This window comes from Clostridium sp. 29_15, from assembly GCF_001916075.1.
Classification (GTDB): Bacteria; Bacillota; Clostridia; order Clostridiales; family Clostridiaceae; genus Clostridium; species Clostridium lentum.
The window spans coordinates 1-24,392 of record NZ_MNRT01000032.1 but is presented as its reverse complement, the minus strand read 5'-3'; the positions used below and the strand labels follow the sequence as shown (position 1 = coordinate 24,392).

Sequence of the window (24,392 nt, the reverse complement as noted above, 5' to 3'; positions counted from 1 at the left end):
ATAATAAAAATAGACAGTTATTAGAAGTATTATTGAAAACTTAATATCTGTCTATTTTTTTATGAAAAAAAGATATATAATTAATAGATGATAAATAGAACAGACTATTGGAGGAAAATTTTAGTGAAGAAAGTAATAATAGCAGAAAAACCTTCTGTAGCTAAGAATATTGCAGATGCATACAATATAAAAATAAGAAAAGATGGGTATTTTGAAGGTGATGATTATTTAGTAACCTGGGCTTTTGGTCATTTATTTCAATTATTTGATGCCAAAGATTATGATGAAAATATGAAAGGGTGGAGAATGGATAAATTTCCATTTATACCTGAAGATTTTAAATATAAAGTAAAATGTGATAACGTAAATAGAAGTGTTACAGATAAAGGTGCAGAAAAGCAAATTAATATAATTAAAACATTAATAGACCGTGATGATGTGGATGGTGTTATATCTGCAACTGACCAAGACCGTGAAGGTGAACTTATATCACTGGAAGTATTTATGTACTTAAATCAAAATAAGCCTATATATAGATTACTATTAAATGAATGGACTCCAGATGAAGTTAGAAAAGGGATGAATAATTTAAAGGAAAATATAGAAATGAAATCCCTTCAAGATGCAGGTATAAGTAGACAGTGGGCTGATTGGATTATAGGAATAAATTTAACTTCAGTAGCAACATTAAGATATGGTGGTACAGGTAAAGAAAGAAAAATGATTAATATAGGAAGAGTTTTACTTCCTACATTAAAAATAATATATGATAGAGATAAAGAAATAGAAAATTTTAAAGCATCTACATACTATAAGCTGTTGGCAACTTTTAAGACAAAGAATAATGAAGAGTTTGAAGGAACTTATTATAATGAAAATAATAATGAAAAGTTTGAAGATAAAAAAGTTGTTGAAGAATTAAAAAAGCATCTTAAAGATAAAGAAGGTGAAATTATAGAGAAACAAGTGGAAAAGAAGAGAGAATATGCCCCTCTATTATTTAATTTATCTAACTTACAAGGTTATATAACAAGTAAATATAAAGGTTGGACATCAGATAAGGTATTAAAGGTGGCACAAGGCCTTTATGAAAAGAAATTTATAACTTATCCAAGAACAGGAAGTGTTGCTTTAGATGAAAGTTTAAAAGATAAAACTAAAAAAGTTCTTGAAGTAGCGAAAAATGGATTGTTGTATGAAGAGCAAATTAAGTTTGTAGATAATAAAAGAATATTTGACAACTCTAAGGTAGAAAGCCATAGTGCAATAACACCTACATATATTAGACCAACAGGTTTAAGTAAAGATGAAGAAATAGTATATAATTCAATTAAAAATAGATTTATAATGCAATTTATGCCTATAGCAGAATTTGAGGAAACTAAGTTAACAGTAAAAATTCATGATGAAAAATTTAAAGGTATTTTTGCTGCTAAAGGTAGAGTTCAAATAGTTGAAGGATGGCGTGTAGTTGAAAAAATTGAAACAAAAGATACTATTTTACCTTTTGTAAATGGAAAGGAAATTATACAAGTAGTTGATGAAAAAGTTAATACTGTAACTAAGAAACCACCAAAGCTTCACAATGAAAAAACTCTATTAAGAGTTATGGAGACATGCGGAAAAAGTTTTAAAGATGAAGAAGATTCTCCAGAGATGATGCAAGCAATTTTAAGTGGATTTAGTATAGGAACACCGGCAACAAGGGCTGAAACCATTAAGAAATTAAAGGATACTGGATATATTAAATCAAAAGGTAAGAGTTTAACTTGTACTGACCTTGGAAAAACTTTAGTTGAAATATTCCCTGTTAAAGAACTTTTAGATTTACAATATACAGGAAGACTTGAAAAGACTTTATCTGATATAGAAAAAGGTAAATTTAAGAAAGATGATTTCTTATCCATGATAAAAGCTTTCACTGTAGAAGCTGTAGAGGATATTAAGAAAGATACAGCTATGCTAAAGAACTTTAAAGTAGAATTACCAGAAGGAACAGAAAGTATAGGTAAATGCCCTGTATGTGGTAATGATATAATTGAAGGAGAAAAAGGATTTGGTTGTACCAATTGGAAAAATGGTTGTAAATATACCATTTGGAAAAATGATAAATTCATTGAAAGTATGGGTAAGAAAGTGACTAAGGAAATGGTAAAGTTACTGCTTAAAAATGGTAAAGTAGGTTTTAGAAATCTTAAGAGTAAGAAAGGAACTTTATTCTCAGCATATTTAAGATACGAAAAAGATGAAAAGACAGGATATTATAACTGGAAAATGGAGTTTATAAACTAAAAATAATAATACTTGTCCATTGTCAATGAAAATGTTAAAGTATAAATAAGTAATAATGCCATATATTAAGCTCATATAAGTATATTAATAATAAATATGGAAACACTTAAAGCTAATATGAGGTGATATATATGGATAAGGTTATTTATTTATTTAGGAAAGTAGGTGGGGAGATGAGGATTGAATCAATAGAAGAAAAAGCTAAAGATACAATTGAAAAGTATTCTTTCAATGAATTTCCAATTGATCCTGTAAAGATAGCACTTAAAGTGGGAATTGCTGTTAGAGATGTACAGTTTAAAGATATTGCTGAAGATAGTGTTTGTGGTGGAATACTTAAAGAAAATGAATCCATAGAAATTTATGTCAATAAATATGATCCTATAAATAGAAAGAGATTTACAATTGCTCATGAATTAGGTCATTATTTTTTAGGACATTTGGAAAATAAGGGTGAATGTATAGATTTACATAGAGATATTAATAATGAAAATAAAATTATTGAAATACAAGCAAATGCATTTGCAGCTGCACTTTTAATGGAAAAAAATAGAGTAGAATATTCTTTTAAGACATTGAAAAAGGTTGGATTTTCAAATGAAAATATTATTTTAGAATTATCTAAAATATTTGCAGTTTCAGCTTCTGCAATGAATTTGAGAGTACAAAAGTTAGGGTTAATGTAGGTATAAAATGGAGCAAAAAGACAATTATCAAATAAAATTATCAGATGTTATAGATGATAAAGAAACAAGTGAAATAATAGATAGTACTATAAGTCATGAAGTTAAGCAAGATATTGAAAAACAAATTGAACTTATAAAGATTTTAGATGTTTGGAAAGAGGAAAAAAGGTCAGATCAAAAGATAAAGATAATAATTTGTTTAGTGGTTTTAGGAATAGTAATAAATCAAGTACATTTTATAAATAAACTCGTTAGCAATATAGGTAATGGAAGTTGGAAGATGGAAGAATGGACATTTAGGCTTATAGTTACAGGAGTATTTGTTGAAATAGTAGCTATTTTTAAAATAATAGTAACAAATTTATTCCCTGTAAATGGAAGTAAAGACTTTTTAGAGTTTATAGGTAATTTTAAGAAAAGTGAAAAAAGTAGTTAATAATTATTACTATGATTTAATCAAATTAATTAGATAATATAATAATAAGTTAGTACATTTAAAGAGGCATTTTAAGTGTCTCTTAATTTTTTTTGTATTATATACGAAAATAATAGTATAAAAATATATGAAAGAAGATGATAAATATGAAGAAATTATTGATGATAATCATAGTAGCAGTAGTACTAGGAGGATTAGGTTATGGAATATATGATTCAGTAAAACCAAAAGAAAAATATGAAATCAAACTTTGGAATAATATTTATAATGGTGATAGCATAGCGTTATTTTATGAAGAGGAAAGTGATTTAAGAATAGAAATGTTAAGAGCTCTTTATAATCTTGATAAAATAGATAAAGGCGATGATGAGATAAATTATATATTAAAGGTATCAGAAGCTGCAAGCAAGGTAGTAACTTTAGATAATGTGGATGATACAAAGGCTCTTAATGGTTATGATATTATCAGATTAATTGGTGAAAAAAGAATTGTATCAGCTAAGGATATGGCTATAATTGTAAGAGATTTTATTACTTCTGTAGGATATGATGCAAGAATTGGTGAGATTAGATGTAGTAAAAAAGATGAAGATAAATATGATATATATTATATTGTTGAATACTACAGTGATAAGTATAATAAATGGATTGCTGTAGATATTGTAGATGGTGGATATTTTACTTTTGAAAATACTCCTTGTAGTGGTGTTGAATTAGTTGAAAAAGGAATTTCACAATTAAAATATATAGGTAAAGTATCGTCAGAAGAATATTTTAGTGATAAAAAAGATTTATTTAAATCATATACAATTATGATAGATAATACTGTTGATAGAGTAAAAAGTAATAGTGTTATTACATATATTACATCTAAAAATGAAATAACTCTTACATATGGTGATAAAGCTTTAATGCCAACAATATATACAGAAAATAGAGAGTTGTTTACAAAAGCACCAAATGCAGAAGGTGAAGTAGAAGATGATAAAGCTTATATAATATTGATGAAAAGTGAGGAGGAAGGCGTAGAAAGGTTTGTAGTAGGTGGATTTAAAAATGGTAAAATAATGGATGAATATTATGTAGGAAGAAGTAATGGAACTTTTGAAAAAGTAAATGAATATTTCGAATTAGAACTTATTAAAGGTAAAAATATGATAAGTATTTCATGTGATGGAGTTAATGAAGATGCTAGAATTGAAATTACTTATAATTAGTCAATAAATTTTATAAAAATTAGTATTAAATTTTATTATGAATTATATTATAGTAATAGCAGTGAAAATAGGTAGTAAAGTGGTAAATGATGTAATCAGATGTTATGACTTTTATATAATAAATAAAGATATAAAAGTAGTATATGGGGAGGGATTTTATATGGTTCAGCCAATTAAGAAAATAGCATTACTAACAGGTGGAGGAGATTGTCCAGGATTAAATGCAGTAATACGTGCTATAACAAGAGCTGCTATTTTGAATTATGGAATTGAAGTTATAGGTTATAGGTTTGGTTATAAAGGACTATATCATAATAACTTCATGCCATTGACCATGGAAACTGTAACAGGAATACTTCACAGAGGTGGAACTATTCTGTATAGTTCTAATAAAGATAATTTGTTTAATTATATGGTAGAAAAAAATGGTGTTATAAGCAAGGAAGATGTATCAGATGTAGCTATAGAAAATATGAAAAAAGAGGGAGTAGATGTATTGGTAGTCATTGGAGGAGATGGTACTTTAACATCTGCAAGGGATTTTGCTAGAAAAGGTGTTAATGTAATAGGAGTGCCTAAAACAATTGATAATGATTTAGCATCCACTGATGTTACCTTTGGGTTCAATACAGCAATAGATGTAGTTACAGAAGCATTAGATAGGCTTCATACCACAGCAGAATCACATCACAGAATAATGCTATGTGAGGTAATGGGAAGGAATGCTGGTTGGATTGCCTTAGAGTCAGGAATAGCAGGTTCAGCAGACGTTATCTTAATTCCAGAGATACCATATGATTTAAATAAGATAATAGATAAGGTAAAGGAGAGAGAAAGTTGTGGTAAGAACTTTACTATAATTGTAGTGGCAGAAGGTGCAAAACCTAAGGATGGAAATGTGGTTATATCAAAGATTGTTAAGGATAGTCCAGATCCAATTAGGCTAGGTGGTATCGGTAATAAACTAGCTGGTGATATAGAGTGCTTAATGAAAGATAAAGAAGTACGATGTACTGTTCTTGGACATATTCAAAGAGGGGGGAATACTTGTACTTATGACAGGATATTGTCTACAAGATATGGAGTTGCTGCTGTTGAAATGATTGTAAATAGGGAATTTGGTAAAATGGTATGTTTAAAGGGAGATACTATAACCAGTGATACCCTTGAAAATGTAATAGGACAAAAAACTAAGAATGTCAATCCAGATGGAGAATTAGTAAAGATAGCAAAAAAAATAGGAATATCCTTTGCAGACTAATATTACTGAAGAGAAGAATACTGTCTATGAAAATAGGCAGTTTTTTAGTATATTATCAATTGATGTATATTTTTAGGAAATGAAAAAGAATATTTAATAAATTATATGACTATGTTAAAATATTTAAAAAAGAAAACAATATAAACCGGAGGGTATTAGATGAATTGTATTAAGAAGTATTTAGAAACAAGAGTAGGAAATTATTCGTTTTATTTTGAGGATTTAAGAAGTGGATATTCTTATGGATATAATGAAAACGTTTCTATGACTGCGGCAGGATGTATGAAATTGCCTATAGCTATTTCACTTATAAAAGCTGTGGAAGATAAGAGAGCTAATTTTATGGACAAGATAAAGGTATTAAATGATGAAAAAGTATATGGTACAGGAATAATTCATGAGTTTGATGATAGAGATTATACATTATTTGAGTTGATGGTAATTATGCTGATTCAAAGTGATAATACGGCAGCTAATAAGATAATTGATATATTAGGCATGGAACAAATCAATGAAGATATAAAATCAATGGAGTTAAAAAATACTAAGTTAAATAGGAAGACAGCAGATGAACGTATGCTGGATGTAAATATAGAAAATATGACTTCAGCATATGATTTGTGTATGATGTGGAAGCATTTATATAATGGAACATTTTTAAATAAAGAGAATGGGCAAATGCTTATTGATATTTTAGAAAGACAACAAATCAAGAATAAGCTAGCATTATATATCCAAGATGATTTAAAATCAGAAATATCTAGCAAAACTGGAGATAAGCTATCTGTTGAAAATGATACAGAGTATATACACAATGAAAAGGGAAATTTCACCTTTACAGTTCTATCAGAAAAAGTGCCAAACAGTGTTTATGGAACTATAACTTTAGCTAAATGTGGAAAAATGATGTGGGATGAAATAACTAATAATTGGAGTTAATAATATTGACAATATTGAGAAGTAATGTTATCCTAAGTAAAAATGAGTACCTTTAAGGGAGTCCAGAGAGATTCAAAAGGAAGCAGATTTTGGTAGAATATTAGGATTAGTATGCCTTCCTTTTGATATAAAGGGAGGCGTTTTTTTAATTCTTTTTAAATTTAACTCAGAGAAGTTAAAAAAGGAGTGGAAAATATGAAAAGCAGACATTTAATAAATCCTATGGATTTATCTATAGGTGAACTTGATGAAATATTTACATTAGCACATCAAATAATAGCAAATCCAAATGAATTTTCCAATTGTTGCAATGGCAAGATATTAGCAACATTATTCTATGAGCCAAGTACGCGAACAAGATTTAGTTTTGAAGCTGCAATGATGAGGTTAGGAGGAAAAATATTAGGTTTTTCTGAGCCAAATTCAAGCTCTGCAGCCAAAGGTGAAACTTTAGCCGATACTATAAAAATGGTTTCAATTTATTCAGATATTATAGCTATGAGACATCCTAAAGAAGGATCTGCAAAGGTTGCAAGCATGTATTCACAGGTGCCTGTAATAAATGCAGGAGATGGAGGACATCATCATCCAACTCAGACATTGACAGATCTTTTAACTATTAAGAGTTTGAAGGGAACACTGCATAATCATGTCATAGGTATATGTGGTGACTTAAAATATGGTAGAACAGTACAGTCATTAATTACAGCCATGTCTAGATATGAAAATATAAAATTTATCCTTATTTCTCCAAAAGAATTAAGGATTCCACAGTATATAAGACAGGAAGTGTTAGATAAAAATAATATAGAGTATTGTGAGGTAGAAAAGATTGAAGAGGTTATAGAAAGCCTAGATATCTTATATATGACAAGAATTCAAAAGGAAAGATTCTTCAATGAGAATGAATATTTAAGATTAAAAGATAGCTATATTTTAGATTCACATAAAATGGAGATAGCTAAAAAAGATATGATAGTTATGCACCCATTACCAAGGGTTAATGAAATTGATATTGAAGTAGACAAAGATGTAAGAGCCGCTTATTTCAAGCAAGCAGAGTTTGGTATGTATGTAAGAATGGCTTTAATAGTTAAATTACTTAGGGGAGTGGAATACATAAATGAAGCTAAAGATGAACAAATAATTAAAAAGATAAAATCTCCATTACCTCAAAAGATTAGTAAAATATTAAAATGCAATAATCCTAGATGTATAACAAGTGATGAAAAATACTTAGAAGATGTTTTTGAGCTTGTGGATGAAGATAAGGGATCATACAAATGTCAATATTGCGATACTATAATTAATCCAAGGGAGGTATAGGAAATATGAATAACTTACTTATAAAAAATGTCAATATAATTGATACCTTTCAGAATTTTCATGGAGATATATATATTGAAGAAGGAATAATAAAAGAGGTTGGCTTAGAGATTATTAAAGAAGGCGTAGAAGTATTAGAGGGAAATGGGCTAGTGTTAATGCCAGCATTCATAGATACTCATGCACATTTTAGGGAACCAGGTCTTACTCATAAAGAAGATATAGAAAGTGGATCAAAAGCAGCGGTAAAAGGTGGATATACTGCAGCTTGTCTTATGGCTAATACTAGTCCTATTTGCAGTAATTATGATGTTTTAAATCATGTAAGAGATAGAGCAGAGGAAGTGGGACTTATAGATATACATCAATGTGTGTCAGTAACTGATAATTTTAAAGGCAGCAGTATAGAGCATTTAAAAAATTTTAAGGATGATAAGGAAGTAAAAGCCATATCAGATGATGGTGTAGGAATTATGGATTCCAGCGTAATGATGAAGGCAATGGAATTTGCAAAGGAAAATAATTGGGTAGTTATGTCTCATGCTGAAGATAAGACTTTTTCTAAAATTGATATGAGAATTGCTGAAGATTTAATGACAATTAGAGATTTATATTTGGCCAAGGTAACAGGAGCTCATCTTCATATGGCCCATGTAAGTACTAAAGAAGCGGTAAAAGCAATAACAACATCAAAAGAAGAAGGTGTAAAGGTAACTTGTGAAGTTACACCACATCATATTGCTCTTGATGAAAACATAAGCAATTATAGGATAAACCCTCCAATAAGAAATAAGGAAGATATAAAGATTATCATAGATGCCATTAAGAAAGGGATAATTGATTGTATAGGAACAGATCATGCTCCACATACGGAGGAAGATAAGAAAAATGGAGCACCTGGTATGGTAGGATTAGAAACAGCCTTTTCTATTTGCTATACAACATTGGTGAAGGAAAATGGTATTTCACTAAATAAATTAAGTGAGCTTATGTCTAAGAAGCCAGCAGAAATACTAGGAATGAATAAAGGATTGATATCTGTAGGATATGATGGAGATATGGTTTTGCTAGACTTAAATAAAGAAATAGTAGTTAATAAGGAAACTTTCCTGTCAAAAGGAAAGAATACTCCTTTCCATGGAAGAAAATACTTTGGAGAAGTTATGATTACTATAAGAAAAGGTAAGATAGTTTATAAATCTTAAGTTAAGGAGAGGTAAGTGATGGGTAAGTTAATAATAGATAAATTGTATGAGAGAGTTGAGGAAAGAGGTGTAGTGTGTCTAGGGCTTGATACAGATGCATCATATATACCACAACATATTTTATCAGGAAAAAGCTTAGATGAGGCAATATTTCAATTTAATAAGGAAATAATAGATGCAACTCTTGATGTTGTTGCATGTTATAAGGTGCAGATAGCATATTATGAAGCCTTGGGATTAGCTGGGCTTATTGCTTATAAGAATACTTTACAGTATTTAAGAGAAAAAGATGCAATAATTATTGCTGATATTAAGAGAGGCGATATAGCTGCTACTGCATCACAATATGCTAAAGCACATTTTACAGGAGACTTTGAGGCAGACTTTATAACTTTAAGTCCATATATGGGAATGGATAGTATTGAACCATATATGCCGTATATGGAAAGTGGCAAAAAAGGTATTTTTGTATTAGTAAGGACATCAAATAAAGGTGCAGAAGATTTTGAAAATCTAGATATAGAAGGTGGAAAGAAGTTATATAATGAAGTAGCTGATAAGATAACAGAAGCTGGACAAACTGTAAAAGGAAGATATGGTTATACAGCAATTGGTGGGGTAATTGGGTGTACTCATGTGGAAGAAGGTAAGGAAATAAGAAATAGATATAGCAATATGTTCTTTTTAATACCTGGATATGGGGCACAAGGTGGTACTGCCAAAGATGTTGCACTTTATTTAAAGAATGGCAATGGTGGAGTGGTTAATTCATCAAGAGGAATATTATTAGCTTATAAAAAGGAAAATAAAGAATTGGAATATGCAGAATGTGCAAGAAATGAAGCAATTAATATGAGAGATGCTATAAGAGCAGCTGTAAAAGCTATGTAGTGGGAGGATAATATCATGAAATATACAAGAGCAAAAATATTATCTAATAAAAAGATTGTAGATGGAATATATGAAATGGTTGTGGCAGAAGATAGCATAGTTAAACCTGGACAATTTTATATGCTTAAACATCAAGGAGGAACTCTTCTTCCACGACCAATAAGCATAAGTGAAAGTAAAGATGGAAAGATTACATTTGTTTATGCTACAGTAGGAAAAGGAACACAGGAGTTTGCTACACTTACAGAAAATGATTATATTGACCTTACAGGGCCTCTTGGAAATGGGTTTGATATTGACAGAAAATATGGAAATGTAGCTTTAGTTGCTGGGGGAATAGGAATAGCCCCTATGGTAATGCTAGCAAGAGAGCTTAGAAAAAGAAATAAGGGAATGAAATTAGATCTATATGCAGGCTTTAGAGATGAAATATATTTAACAAATGAAATGTGTGAATACATAAATGAAGGTTATGTTTCAACTAATACTGGTAAATATGGACATCATGGATTTATAACAGATATATTAAAGGTAGATGAATATGACACAGTATTGTGCTGTGGTCCAGAAGTAATGATGAAAAAAGTAGTTGAAATGTGTAAGATGCATGGAGTGCAGGTTTTTGTATCAATGGAAAAGCATATGGCTTGTGGCGTAGGTGCATGTCTTGTATGTACATGTAAAACTAAAGATGGTAATAAGAGAACATGCAAAGATGGTCCAGTATTTGATGGAAACTATGTAGAACTATAAAGGCTTAAGGAGTGCATAAGATGTTAAAGGTTAATATAAATGGCGTAGATTTTAAGAATCCTGTAATAGCAGCTTCAGGAACATTTGGATTTGGAAGCGAATATAATGAATTTTATGATGTTGGAATACTAGGTGGTATTTCATCTAAGGGACTTACAATAAATCCTAAAGAAGGTAATAGCGGTATAAGGGTTTTTGAAACGCCAAGTGGAATGATGAATTCAGTAGGGCTACAAAATCCAGGAATAGATAAGTTTATAAATGAAGAATTAATAAAGATGAAGCAGTTTGATACTAACATCATAGCTAATGTAGGTGGTGGCTGTATAGAAGATTATGAGGCAGCAATAGAAAGGCTTAGAGGCACAGATATAGATATGATAGAGCTTAATATATCATGTCCTAATGTAAAAAGTGGGGGAATGGCTTTTGGAATCAAATCAGAGGTAGCTTATGAAATTGTTTCAAAAATAAAGGCCATAGCCCATAAGCCACTTATGGTAAAATTATCACCTAATGCCGAAGATATAGTTGATATGGCCACACAATGTGAAAAAGCAGGTGCTGATTCAATATCATTAATTAATACTATAAAAGGCTTAGCAATAGATCCATATAAGAGAAAGCCTATATTTGATAATGTTTATGCAGGACTATCAGGACCAGCAGTAAAACCAATAGCACTTAGAATGGTACATGAAGTATCAAAAGCTGTAAGCATTCCAGTTATAGGCCTAGGTGGAATAGTATCAGGTACTGATGCCATTGAATTCATGATGGCAGGAGCAACAGCAATTCAAATAGGAACAGTTAATTTTTTTAATCCTAATGCAGGAAAAGAAGTTGTAAAGCAAATGGAACAGTTTTGCATGGAACAAGGAATCAAAGATATAAATGAAATTATTGGTATAATATAAATTTTGTAAAATACTCATAAAGATAAGGATTCAGAAGATGCTGAGTCTTTATCTTTATTTTAATTTCATTAAATAATAAATTACTTTCAAAATTTAACATGTTAATGTAAAATATAGATATAAAAATATAATAAGATATATTACTGGAGGAAATGATGAGGATAGAAATGACAACACCTGCTTTATTATTTACAGCTATATCGCTTTTAATTTCAGCATATACCAGTAGATTCTTAACCTTAGCAGGATTGTTAAGACAGCTAGATCTTCAATATAAGAAGGATAAAGATGAAATAGTATTAATGCAAATAAAAAACTTAAGAAAGAGAATAAATATTATAAGATGGATGCAGACTCTAGGAGTTTTTAGCTTCTTTTTATGTGTACTTACGATGTTTGTTCTTTACATTAATAAACAATTTTTAGGTGAAGTTATATTTGCTATAAGTTTATTATCATTAATGAGTTCACTTTTATTGTCTCTTTACGAAGTTAACATTTCAGTAAAGGCAATTACACTTCAATTAGATAAAGAAGGAATTAAGTAATTAACGCTTCGCCACCGATTAATTCATAAAAAATAGAACCAATAGCTTGATTAGCTAGTGGTTCTATTTTTTATGTTACTTCCAGCATTCTAAGTCGTCTGCTATTTCAGGAATAGAAGAAGCTATAAATACTGGGTCTAAGCCTTGTTTCTTTTGGTTATTGTAATCTTTAAATGCTTTGAAAGCTATGTTGCTAAGTAGTAATATGGCAACAAGGTTTGTGATAGCCATAAGCCCCATAGATACGTCTGCAAAGTTCCAAACTATATCCATTGATACTACTGAACCTAGCATTACCATAATAGCAACTAAGATACGGTAAGTATATAGATATATTTTTTTATCAGATATAAATTGAATATTTGTTTCACCATAATAATAGTTTCCTATGATTGAGCTAAAAGCAAATAATAAGATACAAATTGCAATGAATGTTCCACCCCAAGAACCAACTTGGGAAGTTACAGCAAGCTGAGTAAGTTCAATACCTTTTACTGATCCATCAAGTGGAGCACCTGAAACTAATATGATTAAAGCAGTAGAAGTACAGATGATTAATGTATCGGTAAATACTCCTAAAGTTTGAATGAAACCTTGCTTAACAGGATGACTTACACTTGCAACAGCTGCTGCATTTGGAGCAGATCCCATACCGGCCTCATTTGAGAATAAACCTCTTTTAATACCTTGAAGTAAAGCAGCTCCAAAAGTACCTCCTAAGAATTGTTCAAAGCCAAAAGCGTTAGTAAAAATCATTCTTATTACTGAAGGAAGTTCAGTTATATTTTTGCAAACTATGAATGCTGCTAATAAAAGATAAGCTACAGCCATAACAGGAACTATTAACCCTGTTATCTTAGCAATTCTATGTACACCACCAAAGATTATAACTAAAGTAAAAGTTGTAAGTATAACACCAGTAATTTTTACATCAATATTAAAAGCAGAGCTAAATGCATTAGCAATTGTATTTGATTGAACAGAGTTAAATGCAAATCCAAAGCTTATAATAATTAAAACTGAGAATAAAATACCAAGCCATCTCTTTTTTAATCCTTTTTCCATATAGTAAGCTGGACCACCTTTAAAAGAGTCACCATCTTTTTCTTTGTATATCTGTGCTAAAGTGGACTCTATAAAAGCAGAGGCAGAACCAATTAAGGAAATAAGCCACATCCAAAAGATAGCACCAGGACCACCTATAGCAATAGCTGTAGCCACACCTGCTAAATTACCAGTACCAACTCTTGAAGCTGTTCCAATACAAAAAGCTTGGAATGAAGAAATAGATCCTTTTTCTGATGAAGAGGAACCTTCACTTAAAAGTTTAAACATTTCTTTTATATTTTTAAATTGGACAAAATTAGTTTTCACAGTGAAATATATACCGAGTGCTATTAAAACAGCAATTAATATATACGTCCATAAGAAATCATTAAACATTAAAATATAATCATTTAATGAGTTGAATAAATTACTACAAAAATTCATATAGTTACCTCCTAATATCATTCGTGTATTGTTTTTTATAATTTTATAATAAAAACACTTAAAATGCAAGAATAAAAAACATATAATTCATAAAAAAGATAAAAAACCCTTTAAAGCTAGATAATTTGCAAAAAAAATGCTTAATATATTTCAAATAAAAGAAAACCAATTTTTACGTATAAATCGTGTATTATTAATTTAGTGTAAGAAAAAAGTGTATTAAATATAAGTAGATATCTTACATTTAATACACCAATATACTAGTTAAATAAATCGTCTAATCAAGATAAGATTTAATTTAAGTCATCTTCCAGTTCATCTAAAGCAGAACCATTAGAGTTACCATTATTATTTGAATCATAATTATTGCTATTATTATTGTTATTATTAGAACTAGAGGCTTTTGCAACTGTTAAAGAAACTGATTCACCAGCTTTAATTGTTGATTTAAAGTTTTTAACAGTATATTGCCCACTAGTTATACTTCCTGAAATAGATTCACCAGAAATAGTGTAGCTTATTTCATTTTCGTTTAATATTTTTATAGCATCATAAAGATCCATGTTCTTACTTAATCCCAAGCTAGATAAAGAAATAGTTTGAGAACCTGAACTATTATCATATTCTGTTGGAAGTACATAAGGATAATCTGTAGTTGCTGAATTAGGGTTCAGTTTCTTGATAAACACCTTAGTTACAATGTTTCTAACAGGAGTACTTGCAGTTGCCAGTTTATTGTTAGTACTGTTTACCTTAGCTGTTACATGAACGTCACAAGCAGTTGTAGGTTGAGTACCTTCAATGAAGTATTCAGTACGTACACGGCTTCCTCTTTGATCTTGTGCACATAGGTCAGTGGCAAGTTTTCCGGAATCACGACATACAGTAGCAGTTACAACAGTTGATGGCTTTTCAATTTCTTTATATGAAAGACCTTGATGAACAACTCTCATAACATCACCCCAAAGGCTAGCAGCAGAACTACTATAACCATTAAGTTTAGTAGGCATGTCATAACCTATCCAAACAGATGCAGAGTAGTAAGGAGTAAGTCCTGAGAACCAGAATGAATCACTGTTATCGGTAGTTCCACTCTTTCCAGCCACAGGTATATCACCAAACTTAGCACCGCCAGCATCAAAACCTGTAACAGGTCCTTTTAATATATCATACATTATATAAGCAGTTTCTTCAGAGAAAAGCTTAGTAGTATCGGCAGTCTTATCTAAGATTACTTTTCCAGTAGAGTCTATAACTTTTGTATAAAGGATAGCTTCAGTTCTAATACCTTTATTTCCAAATGAACCATAAGCAGAAGCAAGAATAGTGGTATTACCACCATCTCTATCAGATGGATCATTATTGAATTCACCTAGAGCTAAAGTAGCTATACTTTTAGAAGATTCTGAGTTATAGATTAATCCAGATTTTTTGCCATACTCTAAGGCTGTTGATAATCCTAAATTGTATACAACTTTTAAAGAAGTAATATTTTTAGAATACATAATAGCTTCTCTTGGAGTTATTAATCCATCATATACACCATTCCAATTAGTTGGTTGGAATGAATAACCAAAGTTTGATAATTCTTCATTAGTTAAAGGTGAATCATCAATTGGTGTAGCGGCAGTATAATTTTTAGTGTCAATTGCAGGACCATAAACTGTTAAAGGTTTTGTATTTGAAGCAATTGACTTTAAATCATCATAAGCTCTATTTAAAGAGTTAGCTGGTTGCTTACCTCTTCCACCAATAAGAGCCTTTACTTCACCAGTTTTATAATCCATGACTGTAGCGGCAGATTGAAGCATATATACTCCTTCATTGGTTAAAGGCTCTTCACTATAACTTCCATTTATCTTCACATCAAGATTACTTCTGTCATCAAGTACAGCTTGAACGCCATCTTGCATTGTTCTATTCATTGTAGTATAAATTTTTAATCCACCATTAACAAATAGTTTACTTATCTCTTCATCTGTATACTTATATTTTTCTTTTAAATCTGATCTTACTTGATCAAGAGCAGGGTATACAAACCATTCATAATCAACAGAGTAACTAATTTCAGCAGCATTAAATTCAAAAGAGTTTGAATCTACAAAAGCATAAGCTTCATTATATTCTTCTTGCGTAATATAATGAAGTTCCAGCATTTTCATTAATACAGCTTTAGTTCTGTCAAGATAAGTATTTGGATAGTTTTCTTCTTCAGTGTTATATGCACTATAATATGAAGGTGCCTGTGTAATACCTGCTAGGTAAGCACATTCAGGAAGTGTTAGGTCTTTTGCTGGCTTATTAAAGTAAGATAAAGAAGCAGCTTCAACACCGTATACATATCCACCAAGAGGGATAGTATTTAAATAAGCTTCCACTATTTGATTTTTAGTAAGTTTCTTTTCTAACTGTAAAGAAAGATAAATTTCTTTAATTTTTCTATTTATAGAATCAAGTGCAGTGTCTTCACTAGATGCTTCATCAATAAGGACAGTATTTTTTACTAATTGTTGAGTTATGGTAGAAGCACCATGTACTCCGCCTTTTCCTTTTATGATAACCACTACATCTCTAAGTGCAGCACCTATGATTCTGCGAACGTCAATACCTTTATGGTTTCTGAAACGTTCATCCTCTATAGAAATATAAGCATTAACAAGGTTTTGCGGCATTTCATCATAAGAAATGACATAACGCTCTTCTTGTGTAGGTAGATTGTCTATAAATTCACCAGCATCATCATATAACATTGATGGTTGATTAAGATTTAATATTGAGTTAACATCCAAATCAGGTGCTGTTTTTACAACGGCAAAAATATATCCAAGACCAACAACAAGTCCTATTAATCCTAACATTACTACGGTAAGGAAGAAGTATTTAAAAAATCTTTTTACCTTAGAAGTCTTTTTCTTGTTTGTTTTTTTTGAATCTGTAGTATTTTTATTTTCAACAGATCCATTAGACTTTTTGTTAGTAGCCATTTGTTCCTCCCTTAATAAGAATCAAGTATTTAATTTTATAATAATATATCATATTATAGCATATTTATTAATATATTAAAATAATATAAAGCATAAGGTGTATAAATTATGAAGTATTATACAGAAAAAAACAGTAAAATCTTAAAATTTAAAAAAAATAGAAAGATAAATATATATCTAGCTATTATTATTACAATTTTGATGTTATTTAATCTATTTTTTTATATTTTTGATAAAAGAATGCTGCCGACAATTATTGATATGGCTGAAATTAAGATGGAAAGTGAAGCTGTTTCCATAATTAATGAGGAGAGTGTAGCTGTATACTCTGAAAGTTTCAAGTACGATGATATAATACATATAGAAAAAGATGAGGAAGGAAATATATCATTGGTGAGAGCAGATACAGTTATGCAGAATTATTTAGCTTCACAAGTTGTTTTAAGTTGTAATGAACGTTTTAAGGAGTATGAAAGTGTTGGAGTAAAAATACCTATTGGATATCTCACTAATAGTTCTTTTTTTTATAATATAGGACCAAGTATAACGGTAAAAATGAGACAAATAGGAAAGATAAATACTTCCTATGAATCAGTATTTGAAAGTGCAGGAATTAACCAAACACGACATAAGATTTATTTAAATGTGGATATGAAAGTAAGAGTGATAGTTCCACTTAAGAGTAGGGATGTAGAAGTATCATGCCAGATACCAGTTTCTGATACCATTATCGTTGGAAAGATTCCAGATACAGCTATTAATATGAATCCATAATAAAAAGAAATAAAAACACAACTTTTTAATCCAAAAGTTGTGTTTTTATAATTATTTTTGCTCCCAATTAAACACATACGGTACATTTCTATAGTATCCATTGTAGTCTAATCCATATCCTACAACAAACAAATCATCTATTTCAAAACAACAGTAGTCTGGAGATAAATCTACCTTTCTTCTTGAAGGTTTATCAAGTAAAGTACAAGTTTTAACAGATTTAGCTCCTAACTTTTTAACATGTTCAACAACAAACTCCATTGTATAACCTGTGTCAATTATATCATCTACTATTAAAACATCAAGTCCTTCTATGTTATCAGGAATATCGTTAACTACTGTAACTGTTCCTGAACTTATTTCACTGTTTCCATAGCTAGAAGTTGTCATAAATCCAATTTTAGCTTTTAAGTCAATTGCCTTAAATATGTCAGCCCCGAATACAAAACTTCCTCTTAAAAGAGGTAATATATAAATTTCTTTTCCTTGGTAATCTTTTGTGATTTGTGCGCCTAATTCTTTAACTTTTTCTTGTATTTGTTCTTCTGAAAATAATATGTTTCGCTTTCTGTTTTCCATGGGAATCCTCCGTTTACTATATTTACAATGTTTTATTTATAGTATAAAATTATATGAAAGTTGTCAAGAGTATAAGTAGAGGTGAAGAAAATGATTTATGGTAATATAGACGGAATTAGGAAATCAGCACTGGATGAATTAGAATCTTTATATAAAGCTAAGACACCTAAAGATGAAGCTTGTTCATTAAGCATAATGGAAACAATATCAAGAGTTTCATCATTTATTGAAAGAGAAATAAGTGTAGCCATAGATAGAAGAGGAAATACAGTTTCAGTGGCCATAGGAGATTCAACATCAGTTGAAATTCCTACATTAGATATAAGAGAAAAAAAATTAGCAGGAGTGAGAATAATCCATACTCATCCAAATGGTTTTAGTAATTTATCTGCTTTAGATATAAGTGCATTATTGAAGCTTAAGTTAGATGCTATTGTAGCTATTGGAATTTATGAAGGAAAGATTATTGATTGTTCATTAGGTATGTTAACAGTAATGAATGATACATTAGATTATGAAGAAGAACAGCATATTAAGATTGAAGATTTAACTTCAATTAATATATTAAATAAAATTGCTTATATAGATTCAATGATAAAAGAAAGAGATATCATTGAAGATGAAATTGAAAGTGCAATTTTAGTAGGTTCAGATACTAAGGAAAGTCTTGAAGAATTAAAAGAACTTACTAAGGCTTGTGAAATACCTGTGCTTGATTCAGTATTCCAAAGTAGAAATAAAATAGATGCAGCCTTTTACATAGGAAGAGGAAAAGTATTAGAAATTGCTTCATTAAGACAAAAGTTAAGAGCTAATGTAATTATTTTTGATGATGAATTATCTGGCTCACAAGTAAGAAACTTAGAGTCAGCTTTAGGGGCAAAGGTAATTGATAGAACAACACTTATTCTTGAAATATTTGCTAGAAGGGCTAAGTCTAGGGAAGCAAAGATTCAAGTTGAACTGGCACAACTTAAATATAGAGCCAGCAGGTTGCAAGGACTTGGAACTATACTTTCAAGAACCGGTGGAGGTATAGGGACTAGAGGGCCAGGAGAGAAGAAGCTAGAAACAGATAGAAGGCATATAAAAGAGCAGATATATGATTTAAATGCTGAACTGAAGAAAATTAAGAAAATCAGAGAAACTCAAAGAGAGAAGAGAAATAAAGAAAGTATTCCAAAGGTTTCATTAGTTGGATATACTAATGCAGGAAAATCAACTTTAAGAAATGCTCTATGTGATGTAGCAGCACAAAAAGAAGTACAAGGAAAAGAAAAGGTATTTGAAGCAGATATGCTATTTGCCACTTTAGATATCACTACTAGAGCAATAATATTAAAAAATAAAGGAATAATAACTCTTACAGATACAGTTGGTTTTGTAAGAAAGTTACCACATGATCTTGTTGAAGCCTTCAAATCAACTTTAGAAGAAGTAATATACGCAGATCTTTTATGCCATGTTGTTGATGCTTCAAGTGAAACTGCTTTAGAACAAATCAAAGCTGTTGAAGAAGTACTACATGAGCTAGATGCTTTAGATAAGAAGACAATACTTGTGCTAAATAAGATTGATAAAGCAGATTCAGCACTTTTAGAAGAGATAAAAGTAGCAACAGAGCATTATGATACTATTGAAATTTCAGCTAAAGAAGGTACTAATTTAGAGGTGCTATTAGATGAAATAGAAGAAAATCTTCCATACACAATGAAGAAATGTGAATATCTTATTCCATATGATAGAAGTGACATGGTGTCTTTCCTTCATAGAAATGGAAGAGTTTTTGAAGAAGATTACAGAGAAAATGGTACTTTCATGATTGTTGAAGTAGATGATGAAAGCTATAATAAGAGTAGTGAATTTGTTATTAAATTAATAAATCAGTAAAAAAAGAAGATTATTCTTCTTTTTTTATGTTATAAGGGGATAAGAATGGAAAAGTTTTTTGTAGAATTTAATGAGTATGAACCTAAATATATTCAAATTTCAAATAATATTAAAAAACTTATTAATGAGAAACGAATATCAGGAGGGGAAAAGTTACCAACTATTAGAGCACTTGCTAAGTTTTTAGTAGTGAATAATGATACTATAGTGAGCTGTTATAAGAGATTGGTTAGTGATGGTTATGCCGTTCAAAAAGTAGGTTCTGGTACATATGTCAAGAAACGTGATATGATAAGCTTTTTTAAAAGAGAGTATTCAACAGAAATAAAGTCTATGATAAGTTCAAAAGATGAAAATATAATAGATTTTACTGGTGAGAGTAATAGAGAGGTAATTTTCCCAATAGATGAATTTAAGGAAGTTATAAATAAAGTTCTTGATAGGGATGGAGCTGAGGCATTAATAAACCAGGAATCATTAGGATATATGAAGCTTAGAGAGACAATAAATGAAGCCTTTTGGCAGGGGAGTCTTGATATAGATGATTTACTTATTGTTTCAGGAGCTCAACAGGGGATAGATATTGCATCTAAGGCAATGCTTAATATTAATGATAATGTTATTGTAGAAAAACCTACATATACTGGTGCCTTATCAGTATTTAAGTGGAGAAGAGCCAATGTTTTTCAAGTTCCAATAGAAGAAGATGGCATAAATATTGAGCAGTTTGAAAAGATTCTTAAAAAGCATAAGATAAAATTCTTTTATACCATGAGCTATTTTCATAACCCTACAGGGATTAGCTATAGCTGGGAAAAGAAGCTTAAGATTTTAGAACTTGCCCAAATTTATGATTTTTATATAATTGAAGATGATTATTTATCAGAGCTTATTTATGATGACAACCTTCAACATGAACCTTTTAAAAAGTTAGATGCTTATGATAGGGTAGTTTATATAAAGAGTTTTTCTAAGGTGTTTTTGCCAGGTATAAGACTTGGATACATAATAAATCCTAAGTTTTTTAGAGATGCAATGATGAGTTCAAAGGTAAATACAGATATAGCAACATCAACACTGATGCAGCGTTCTTTAGAAATGTATATTAAAGAGGGATACTGGAAGGGATATATTTCATTTTTAAAAAATGAATATAAGATGAGATATGATTTAATGAAGAGGCTTTTAGAAGAAGAACTGAAGGAATATGTTACATTTATTGATCCTAAAGGAGGACTGACTTTTTATATTAAGCTGAAAAATAAGGAAATTAATAGTGAAGAATTATTTTATAGGCTTAAGGAAAGAAAGATATATATTACACCAGGAAGTATATTTTATACTGGTACTGATGAAGGCAATTATTCTTTCAGGTTAAGATATTCACAAGTGAAAGAAGAAGATATAAGACGAGGAATAAATATTATAAAAGAGGAGTTGATAAAATGTCGTATATAACTATACGTGATTATGGAGAAGATAGATTTATTGAAAAAAAGTCTGAATTTATAGGATATGCAAAGAGAGTAGAAAGTGAAGAAGAGGCAAAAGCCTTTGTTAATGAAATAAAGTCAATGCATAAGCAAGCACGTCACAACTGTTGGGCATATGTAATTGGTGAAAATATGGGCATTCAAAGATATAGTGATGATGGAGAGCCACAGGGGACAGCAGGTATACCTATCTTAGAAGTTATGAAGAAAAGTGATATAACTGACTGTGCAGTGGTGGTAACAAGGTACTTTGGAGGAATACTTCTAGGAACAGGTGGACTTACGAGAGCTTATACAAAAGGGGCATCTATAGCTTTAAAAGCTGGTGGAGTAGTTGAAAAAGTAAAGGGAGTAGATGTGGCTTTACATTTAGATTATGATATGATAGGCAAGGTTCAATATGTATGTGGACAAAATAATTGGCATATAGAAGATACTGAATATACTGATAAGGTAATTGTTCATATTTTAGCAGAAGTTTCTGTAAGTGAAGTTATTAAAAAAGAAATGACAGAAGTATCTAATGGTAAGATAACTGTAGAAAAAAGTGATGAGGATATATACTTCAAAGAAGAGAATAGACTTTATAAAATAATCTAAGAAAAAAGATAGCAAGTACTTTTAATATATATTGCTATCTTTTTTCTTATCTTAAATAATATATTGTTTCTAGCAATGTGCTTTATATTAAGTAATTACATGGTTTTAGTCATATTTATATAAGTAAAATTAGTAATATATTATATAGAAAAGTGTAAAGTTAAGGAAGGGATAATAATTATGAGGTGGTATTATGCAAAGTAAAAGTAATATAGCAAAGATTATAATCTCTTTGCCTATATGTATGGGGCTAGTTTTATTTATTTCATCTAACATATTAAATACTACTGTAAAGAATGATTACATCAAGGTTTATGGGCTTTATGGCAATAAGATAGATATAGCAGATATTGAAGAACTTTCACTAGAAGAAAAAATTCCGACGGTTAATAAGGTAGTTAATGGTATTATCCTTGGCAATGGCAAGAAAAAAGGATACTTTAAACTAGATGATAAAAATGTAAGATTATATTTATATAATAGTGAAGGCCCTTATATTTATATTAAGACAGCAAAGGATGAATATTATATAAATTTACCTACAGTTGAAAAAACAAAATCCTTATATGATGAAATAATGGAAGAAAAAAGTTGAAAGTAAATACTTGAAATAGAAAATTGTTAAATTAGAATAAATATGGTATAATTGATACAGTTTAAAAAATAGTAATTTAGGAGGAAATAACAATGTCAGGACATTCAAAATGGCATAATATTCAAAATAAAAAAGGGAAAGCAGATGCTAAAAGAGGAAAGATATTCACAAAGATAGGTAAGGAAATAGTACTTGCAGTTAAGAATGGAGGTCCTGCTCCTGAAAATAACCCTAAATTAAGAGATGCTATAGCAAAAGCTAAAGCAGCAAACATGCCAGGAGATACAATAACAAGATCTATTAAGAAAGCTTCAGGAGAGTTAGCGGCAGTTAACTACGAAAGCATAGTATATGAAGGATACGGTCCATCAGGAGTTGCTGTAATAGTTGAAACTTTAACAGATAATAAAAATAGATCAGCTGGTAACGTAAGATCAGCTTTCACTAAAGGTGGCGGAAATATGGGAACAAGTGGATGTGTTGGTTTCATGTTCCAAGAAAAAGGAGAAATAGTTATTGAAAAAGGTGATTTAGATGAAGATGAAATCATGATGATGGCTTTAGATGCAGGTGCAGAAGATTTTAATGCAGATGAAGAAGAAGTATTTATCATAACTACTACACCAGAAGACTTCAGTGCAGTTAGAGAAGAACTAGAAGCCCAAGGTTTAGAATTCTTAGAAGCATCAGTAAAAATGATTCCAGATACATATACTGAAATCAATGAAGATGATGCTAAGAAGTTCCAAAAGATGCTAGATTTGCTTGAAGATGATGATGACGTTCAAGAAGTTTACCACAATGCTGAATTCCCAGAAGGCTGGGATGAGTAGGAGATTATAAAATCTCCGGAAATTACTAAATTTCATTGGGAATTTCTATTATTACTGAAGCAAAACATGCTAAAAATTTATAACTCGCTGTCGCTCAGACAAATAAATTTTCTTAACGCATATTCTTCTTCATTAACAATGAAATTCCAGCAACTTATTTAGATATTTCCTCCGATTTTATAATATCCTTTATAGTAAAGGAAACAACTCTTCGCTACACTCAGAGTTGTGAAATTAGTTATATAGACACTTTCTATGAGGTGAAAACTTTATAGGAAGTGTTTTTATTTCACCTTGAAACTCTACTATTCCTTCAGTGAAACATACTAAAAATTTATAACTCGTTGGCGCTCAGACAAATAAATTTTCTTAATGCATATTCTCTTTCAGGAATAAAGAGTTTCTAAGATTTATTCAGATATTTCCTCCAACATTATATTATTCTGATAGCTTAAGGAAACAATTCCTCATTTCATTCGGAATTGTAAAAATAGTTGATATAGGCACTTTCTATGAGTTGATAGCTTTATAGGAGGTGCTTTTTATTTCATCAGATATTTATAATATTCAAAGAGTTAATGCCTTTCATAGTAGCTTAAAAAGATGGATAAGGAAGTTTAATGGTGTTTCAACCAAGTTCCTAACTAACTACTTTTTTTGATATAAATGGACTCAATTATTT

21 protein-coding genes and 2 pseudogenes are annotated in these 24,392 nt (G+C 30.1%); 20 read left to right on the top strand and 3 right to left on the bottom strand.

Annotation, left to right across the window (positions count from 1 at the left end; genetic code table 11):
* The first annotated feature begins 123 nt into the window (after window positions 1-123).
* The 13 genes and pseudogenes from BHW04_RS06930 to BHW04_RS06870 all read left to right on the top strand — a co-directional run bounded on the left by BHW04_RS06930 (window position 124) and on the right by BHW04_RS06870 (window position 12,471).
* Window positions 124-2,292: a type IA DNA topoisomerase gene (locus BHW04_RS06930; RefSeq protein WP_302699259.1), complete on the top strand. Its 2,169-nt coding sequence runs from the start codon at window positions 124-126 to the stop codon at window positions 2,290-2,292.
* A gap of 131 nt (window positions 2,293-2,423) precedes the next feature.
* A complete protein-coding gene (locus tag BHW04_RS06925) occupies window positions 2,424-2,978 on the top strand; it encodes an ImmA/IrrE family metallo-endopeptidase (RefSeq protein WP_022211945.1) in 555 nt (184 codons plus the stop codon).
* Window positions 2,979-2,985: 7 nt separating this feature from the next.
* Complete coding sequence (locus tag BHW04_RS06920) at window positions 2,986-3,414, top strand: hypothetical protein (protein WP_022211944.1); 429 nt, start codon at window positions 2,986-2,988, stop codon at window positions 3,412-3,414.
* A gap of 146 nt (window positions 3,415-3,560) precedes the next feature.
* Entirely contained in the window at window positions 3,561-4,631 is a 1,071-nt protein-coding gene (locus BHW04_RS06915) for a hypothetical protein (RefSeq protein ID WP_186835595.1), read from the top strand.
* A gap of 160 nt (window positions 4,632-4,791) precedes the next feature.
* On the top strand, window positions 4,792-5,892 hold the full coding sequence (locus BHW04_RS06910) for a 6-phosphofructokinase (RefSeq protein ID WP_022211942.1): 1,101 nt from the start codon (window positions 4,792-4,794) through the stop codon (window positions 5,890-5,892).
* A gap of 159 nt (window positions 5,893-6,051) precedes the next feature.
* Window positions 6,052-6,831 carry a serine hydrolase gene (locus BHW04_RS06905; RefSeq protein ID WP_302623662.1) on the top strand — a complete coding sequence of 260 codons (780 nt, stop codon included), beginning with the start codon at window positions 6,052-6,054 and terminating at the stop codon, window positions 6,829-6,831.
* A 195-nt stretch (window positions 6,832-7,026) separates the two neighbouring features.
* Window positions 7,027-7,935 (top strand): annotated as a pseudogene (gene pyrB / locus BHW04_RS06900) (aspartate carbamoyltransferase); the annotation flags it as partial.
* Window positions 7,912-8,157: a hypothetical protein gene (locus tag BHW04_RS06895; protein WP_302631042.1), complete on the top strand. Its 246-nt coding sequence runs from the start codon at window positions 7,912-7,914 to the stop codon at window positions 8,155-8,157. The pseudogene pyrB and the gene BHW04_RS06895, both read left to right, overlap by 24 nt.
* 5 nt (window positions 8,158-8,162) lie before the next feature.
* On the top strand, window positions 8,163-9,362 hold the full coding sequence (locus BHW04_RS06890) for a dihydroorotase (RefSeq protein ID WP_302699258.1): 1,200 nt from the start codon (window positions 8,163-8,165) through the stop codon (window positions 9,360-9,362).
* Window positions 9,363-9,380: 18 nt separating this feature from the next.
* On the top strand, window positions 9,381-10,253 hold the full coding sequence (gene pyrF, locus BHW04_RS06885) for an orotidine-5'-phosphate decarboxylase (RefSeq protein WP_302699257.1): 873 nt from the start codon (window positions 9,381-9,383) through the stop codon (window positions 10,251-10,253).
* A gap of 15 nt (window positions 10,254-10,268) precedes the next feature.
* Window positions 10,269-11,006 (top strand): dihydroorotate dehydrogenase electron transfer subunit, encoded by a 738-nt coding sequence (locus tag BHW04_RS06880; protein WP_302631834.1) that lies wholly within the window; start codon window positions 10,269-10,271, stop codon window positions 11,004-11,006.
* Between the two features lie 20 nt (window positions 11,007-11,026).
* Window positions 11,027-11,923 carry a dihydroorotate dehydrogenase gene (locus BHW04_RS06875; protein WP_186835601.1) on the top strand — a complete coding sequence of 299 codons (897 nt, stop codon included), beginning with the start codon at window positions 11,027-11,029 and terminating at the stop codon, window positions 11,921-11,923.
* A gap of 155 nt (window positions 11,924-12,078) precedes the next feature.
* Window positions 12,079-12,471 (top strand): DUF2721 domain-containing protein, encoded by a 393-nt coding sequence (locus BHW04_RS06870; RefSeq protein WP_022211935.1) that lies wholly within the window; start codon window positions 12,079-12,081, stop codon window positions 12,469-12,471.
* 75 nt (window positions 12,472-12,546) lie between these two features.
* Here the strand turns inward: BHW04_RS06870 and BHW04_RS06865 are convergent, their stop codons facing one another.
* Both BHW04_RS06865 and BHW04_RS06860 read right to left on the bottom strand, forming a co-directional pair.
* Complete coding sequence (locus BHW04_RS06865; protein WP_302699256.1) at window positions 12,547-13,962, bottom strand: alanine/glycine:cation symporter family protein; 1,416 nt, start codon at window positions 13,960-13,962, stop codon at window positions 12,547-12,549.
* 293 nt (window positions 13,963-14,255) lie between these two features.
* Window positions 14,256-16,946: a transglycosylase domain-containing protein gene (locus BHW04_RS06860; protein ID WP_302699255.1), complete on the bottom strand. Its 2,691-nt coding sequence runs from the start codon at window positions 16,944-16,946 to the stop codon at window positions 14,256-14,258.
* Between the two features lie 108 nt (window positions 16,947-17,054).
* Here BHW04_RS06860 and yunB point away from each other — a divergent pair, with 108 nt between their 5' ends.
* Window positions 17,055-17,720 (top strand): sporulation protein YunB, encoded by a 666-nt coding sequence (yunB, locus tag BHW04_RS06855; protein WP_302699254.1) that lies wholly within the window; start codon window positions 17,055-17,057, stop codon window positions 17,718-17,720.
* 51 nt (window positions 17,721-17,771) lie between these two features.
* Here the strand turns inward: yunB and hpt are convergent, their stop codons facing one another.
* Window positions 17,772-18,299 carry a hypoxanthine phosphoribosyltransferase gene (gene hpt, locus BHW04_RS06850; protein WP_022211931.1) on the bottom strand — a complete coding sequence of 176 codons (528 nt, stop codon included), beginning with the start codon at window positions 18,297-18,299 and terminating at the stop codon, window positions 17,772-17,774.
* Between the two features lie 90 nt (window positions 18,300-18,389).
* On the opposite strand from hpt, the gene hflX reads away from it, so the two are divergent.
* From hflX to BHW04_RS06820, 6 genes and pseudogenes are all read left to right on the top strand, one after another.
* Window positions 18,390-20,189 (top strand): GTPase HflX, encoded by a 1,800-nt coding sequence (hflX, locus tag BHW04_RS06845; RefSeq protein ID WP_302699253.1) that lies wholly within the window; start codon window positions 18,390-18,392, stop codon window positions 20,187-20,189.
* Window positions 20,190-20,234: 45 nt separating this feature from the next.
* Window positions 20,235-21,647 (top strand): aminotransferase-like domain-containing protein, encoded by a 1,413-nt coding sequence (locus BHW04_RS06840; RefSeq protein WP_302699252.1) that lies wholly within the window; start codon window positions 20,235-20,237, stop codon window positions 21,645-21,647.
* Window positions 21,635-22,282 (top strand): YigZ family protein, encoded by a 648-nt coding sequence (locus BHW04_RS06835; protein WP_302699251.1) that lies wholly within the window; start codon window positions 21,635-21,637, stop codon window positions 22,280-22,282. Before BHW04_RS06840 ends, BHW04_RS06835 begins: the two co-directional genes overlap by 13 nt.
* A 193-nt stretch (window positions 22,283-22,475) precedes the next feature.
* Complete coding sequence (locus tag BHW04_RS06830) at window positions 22,476-22,877, top strand: hypothetical protein (RefSeq protein WP_302699250.1); 402 nt, start codon at window positions 22,476-22,478, stop codon at window positions 22,875-22,877.
* 92 nt (window positions 22,878-22,969) lie between these two features.
* Window positions 22,970-23,710, top strand: coding sequence for a YebC/PmpR family DNA-binding transcriptional regulator (locus BHW04_RS06825; RefSeq protein ID WP_022211690.1), 741 nt, complete (start codon window positions 22,970-22,972; stop codon window positions 23,708-23,710).
* Between the two features lie 556 nt (window positions 23,711-24,266).
* Window positions 24,267-24,371 (top strand): annotated as a pseudogene (locus BHW04_RS06820) (IS1595 family transposase); the annotation flags it as partial.
* Window positions 24,372-24,392: the final 21 nt, after the last annotated feature.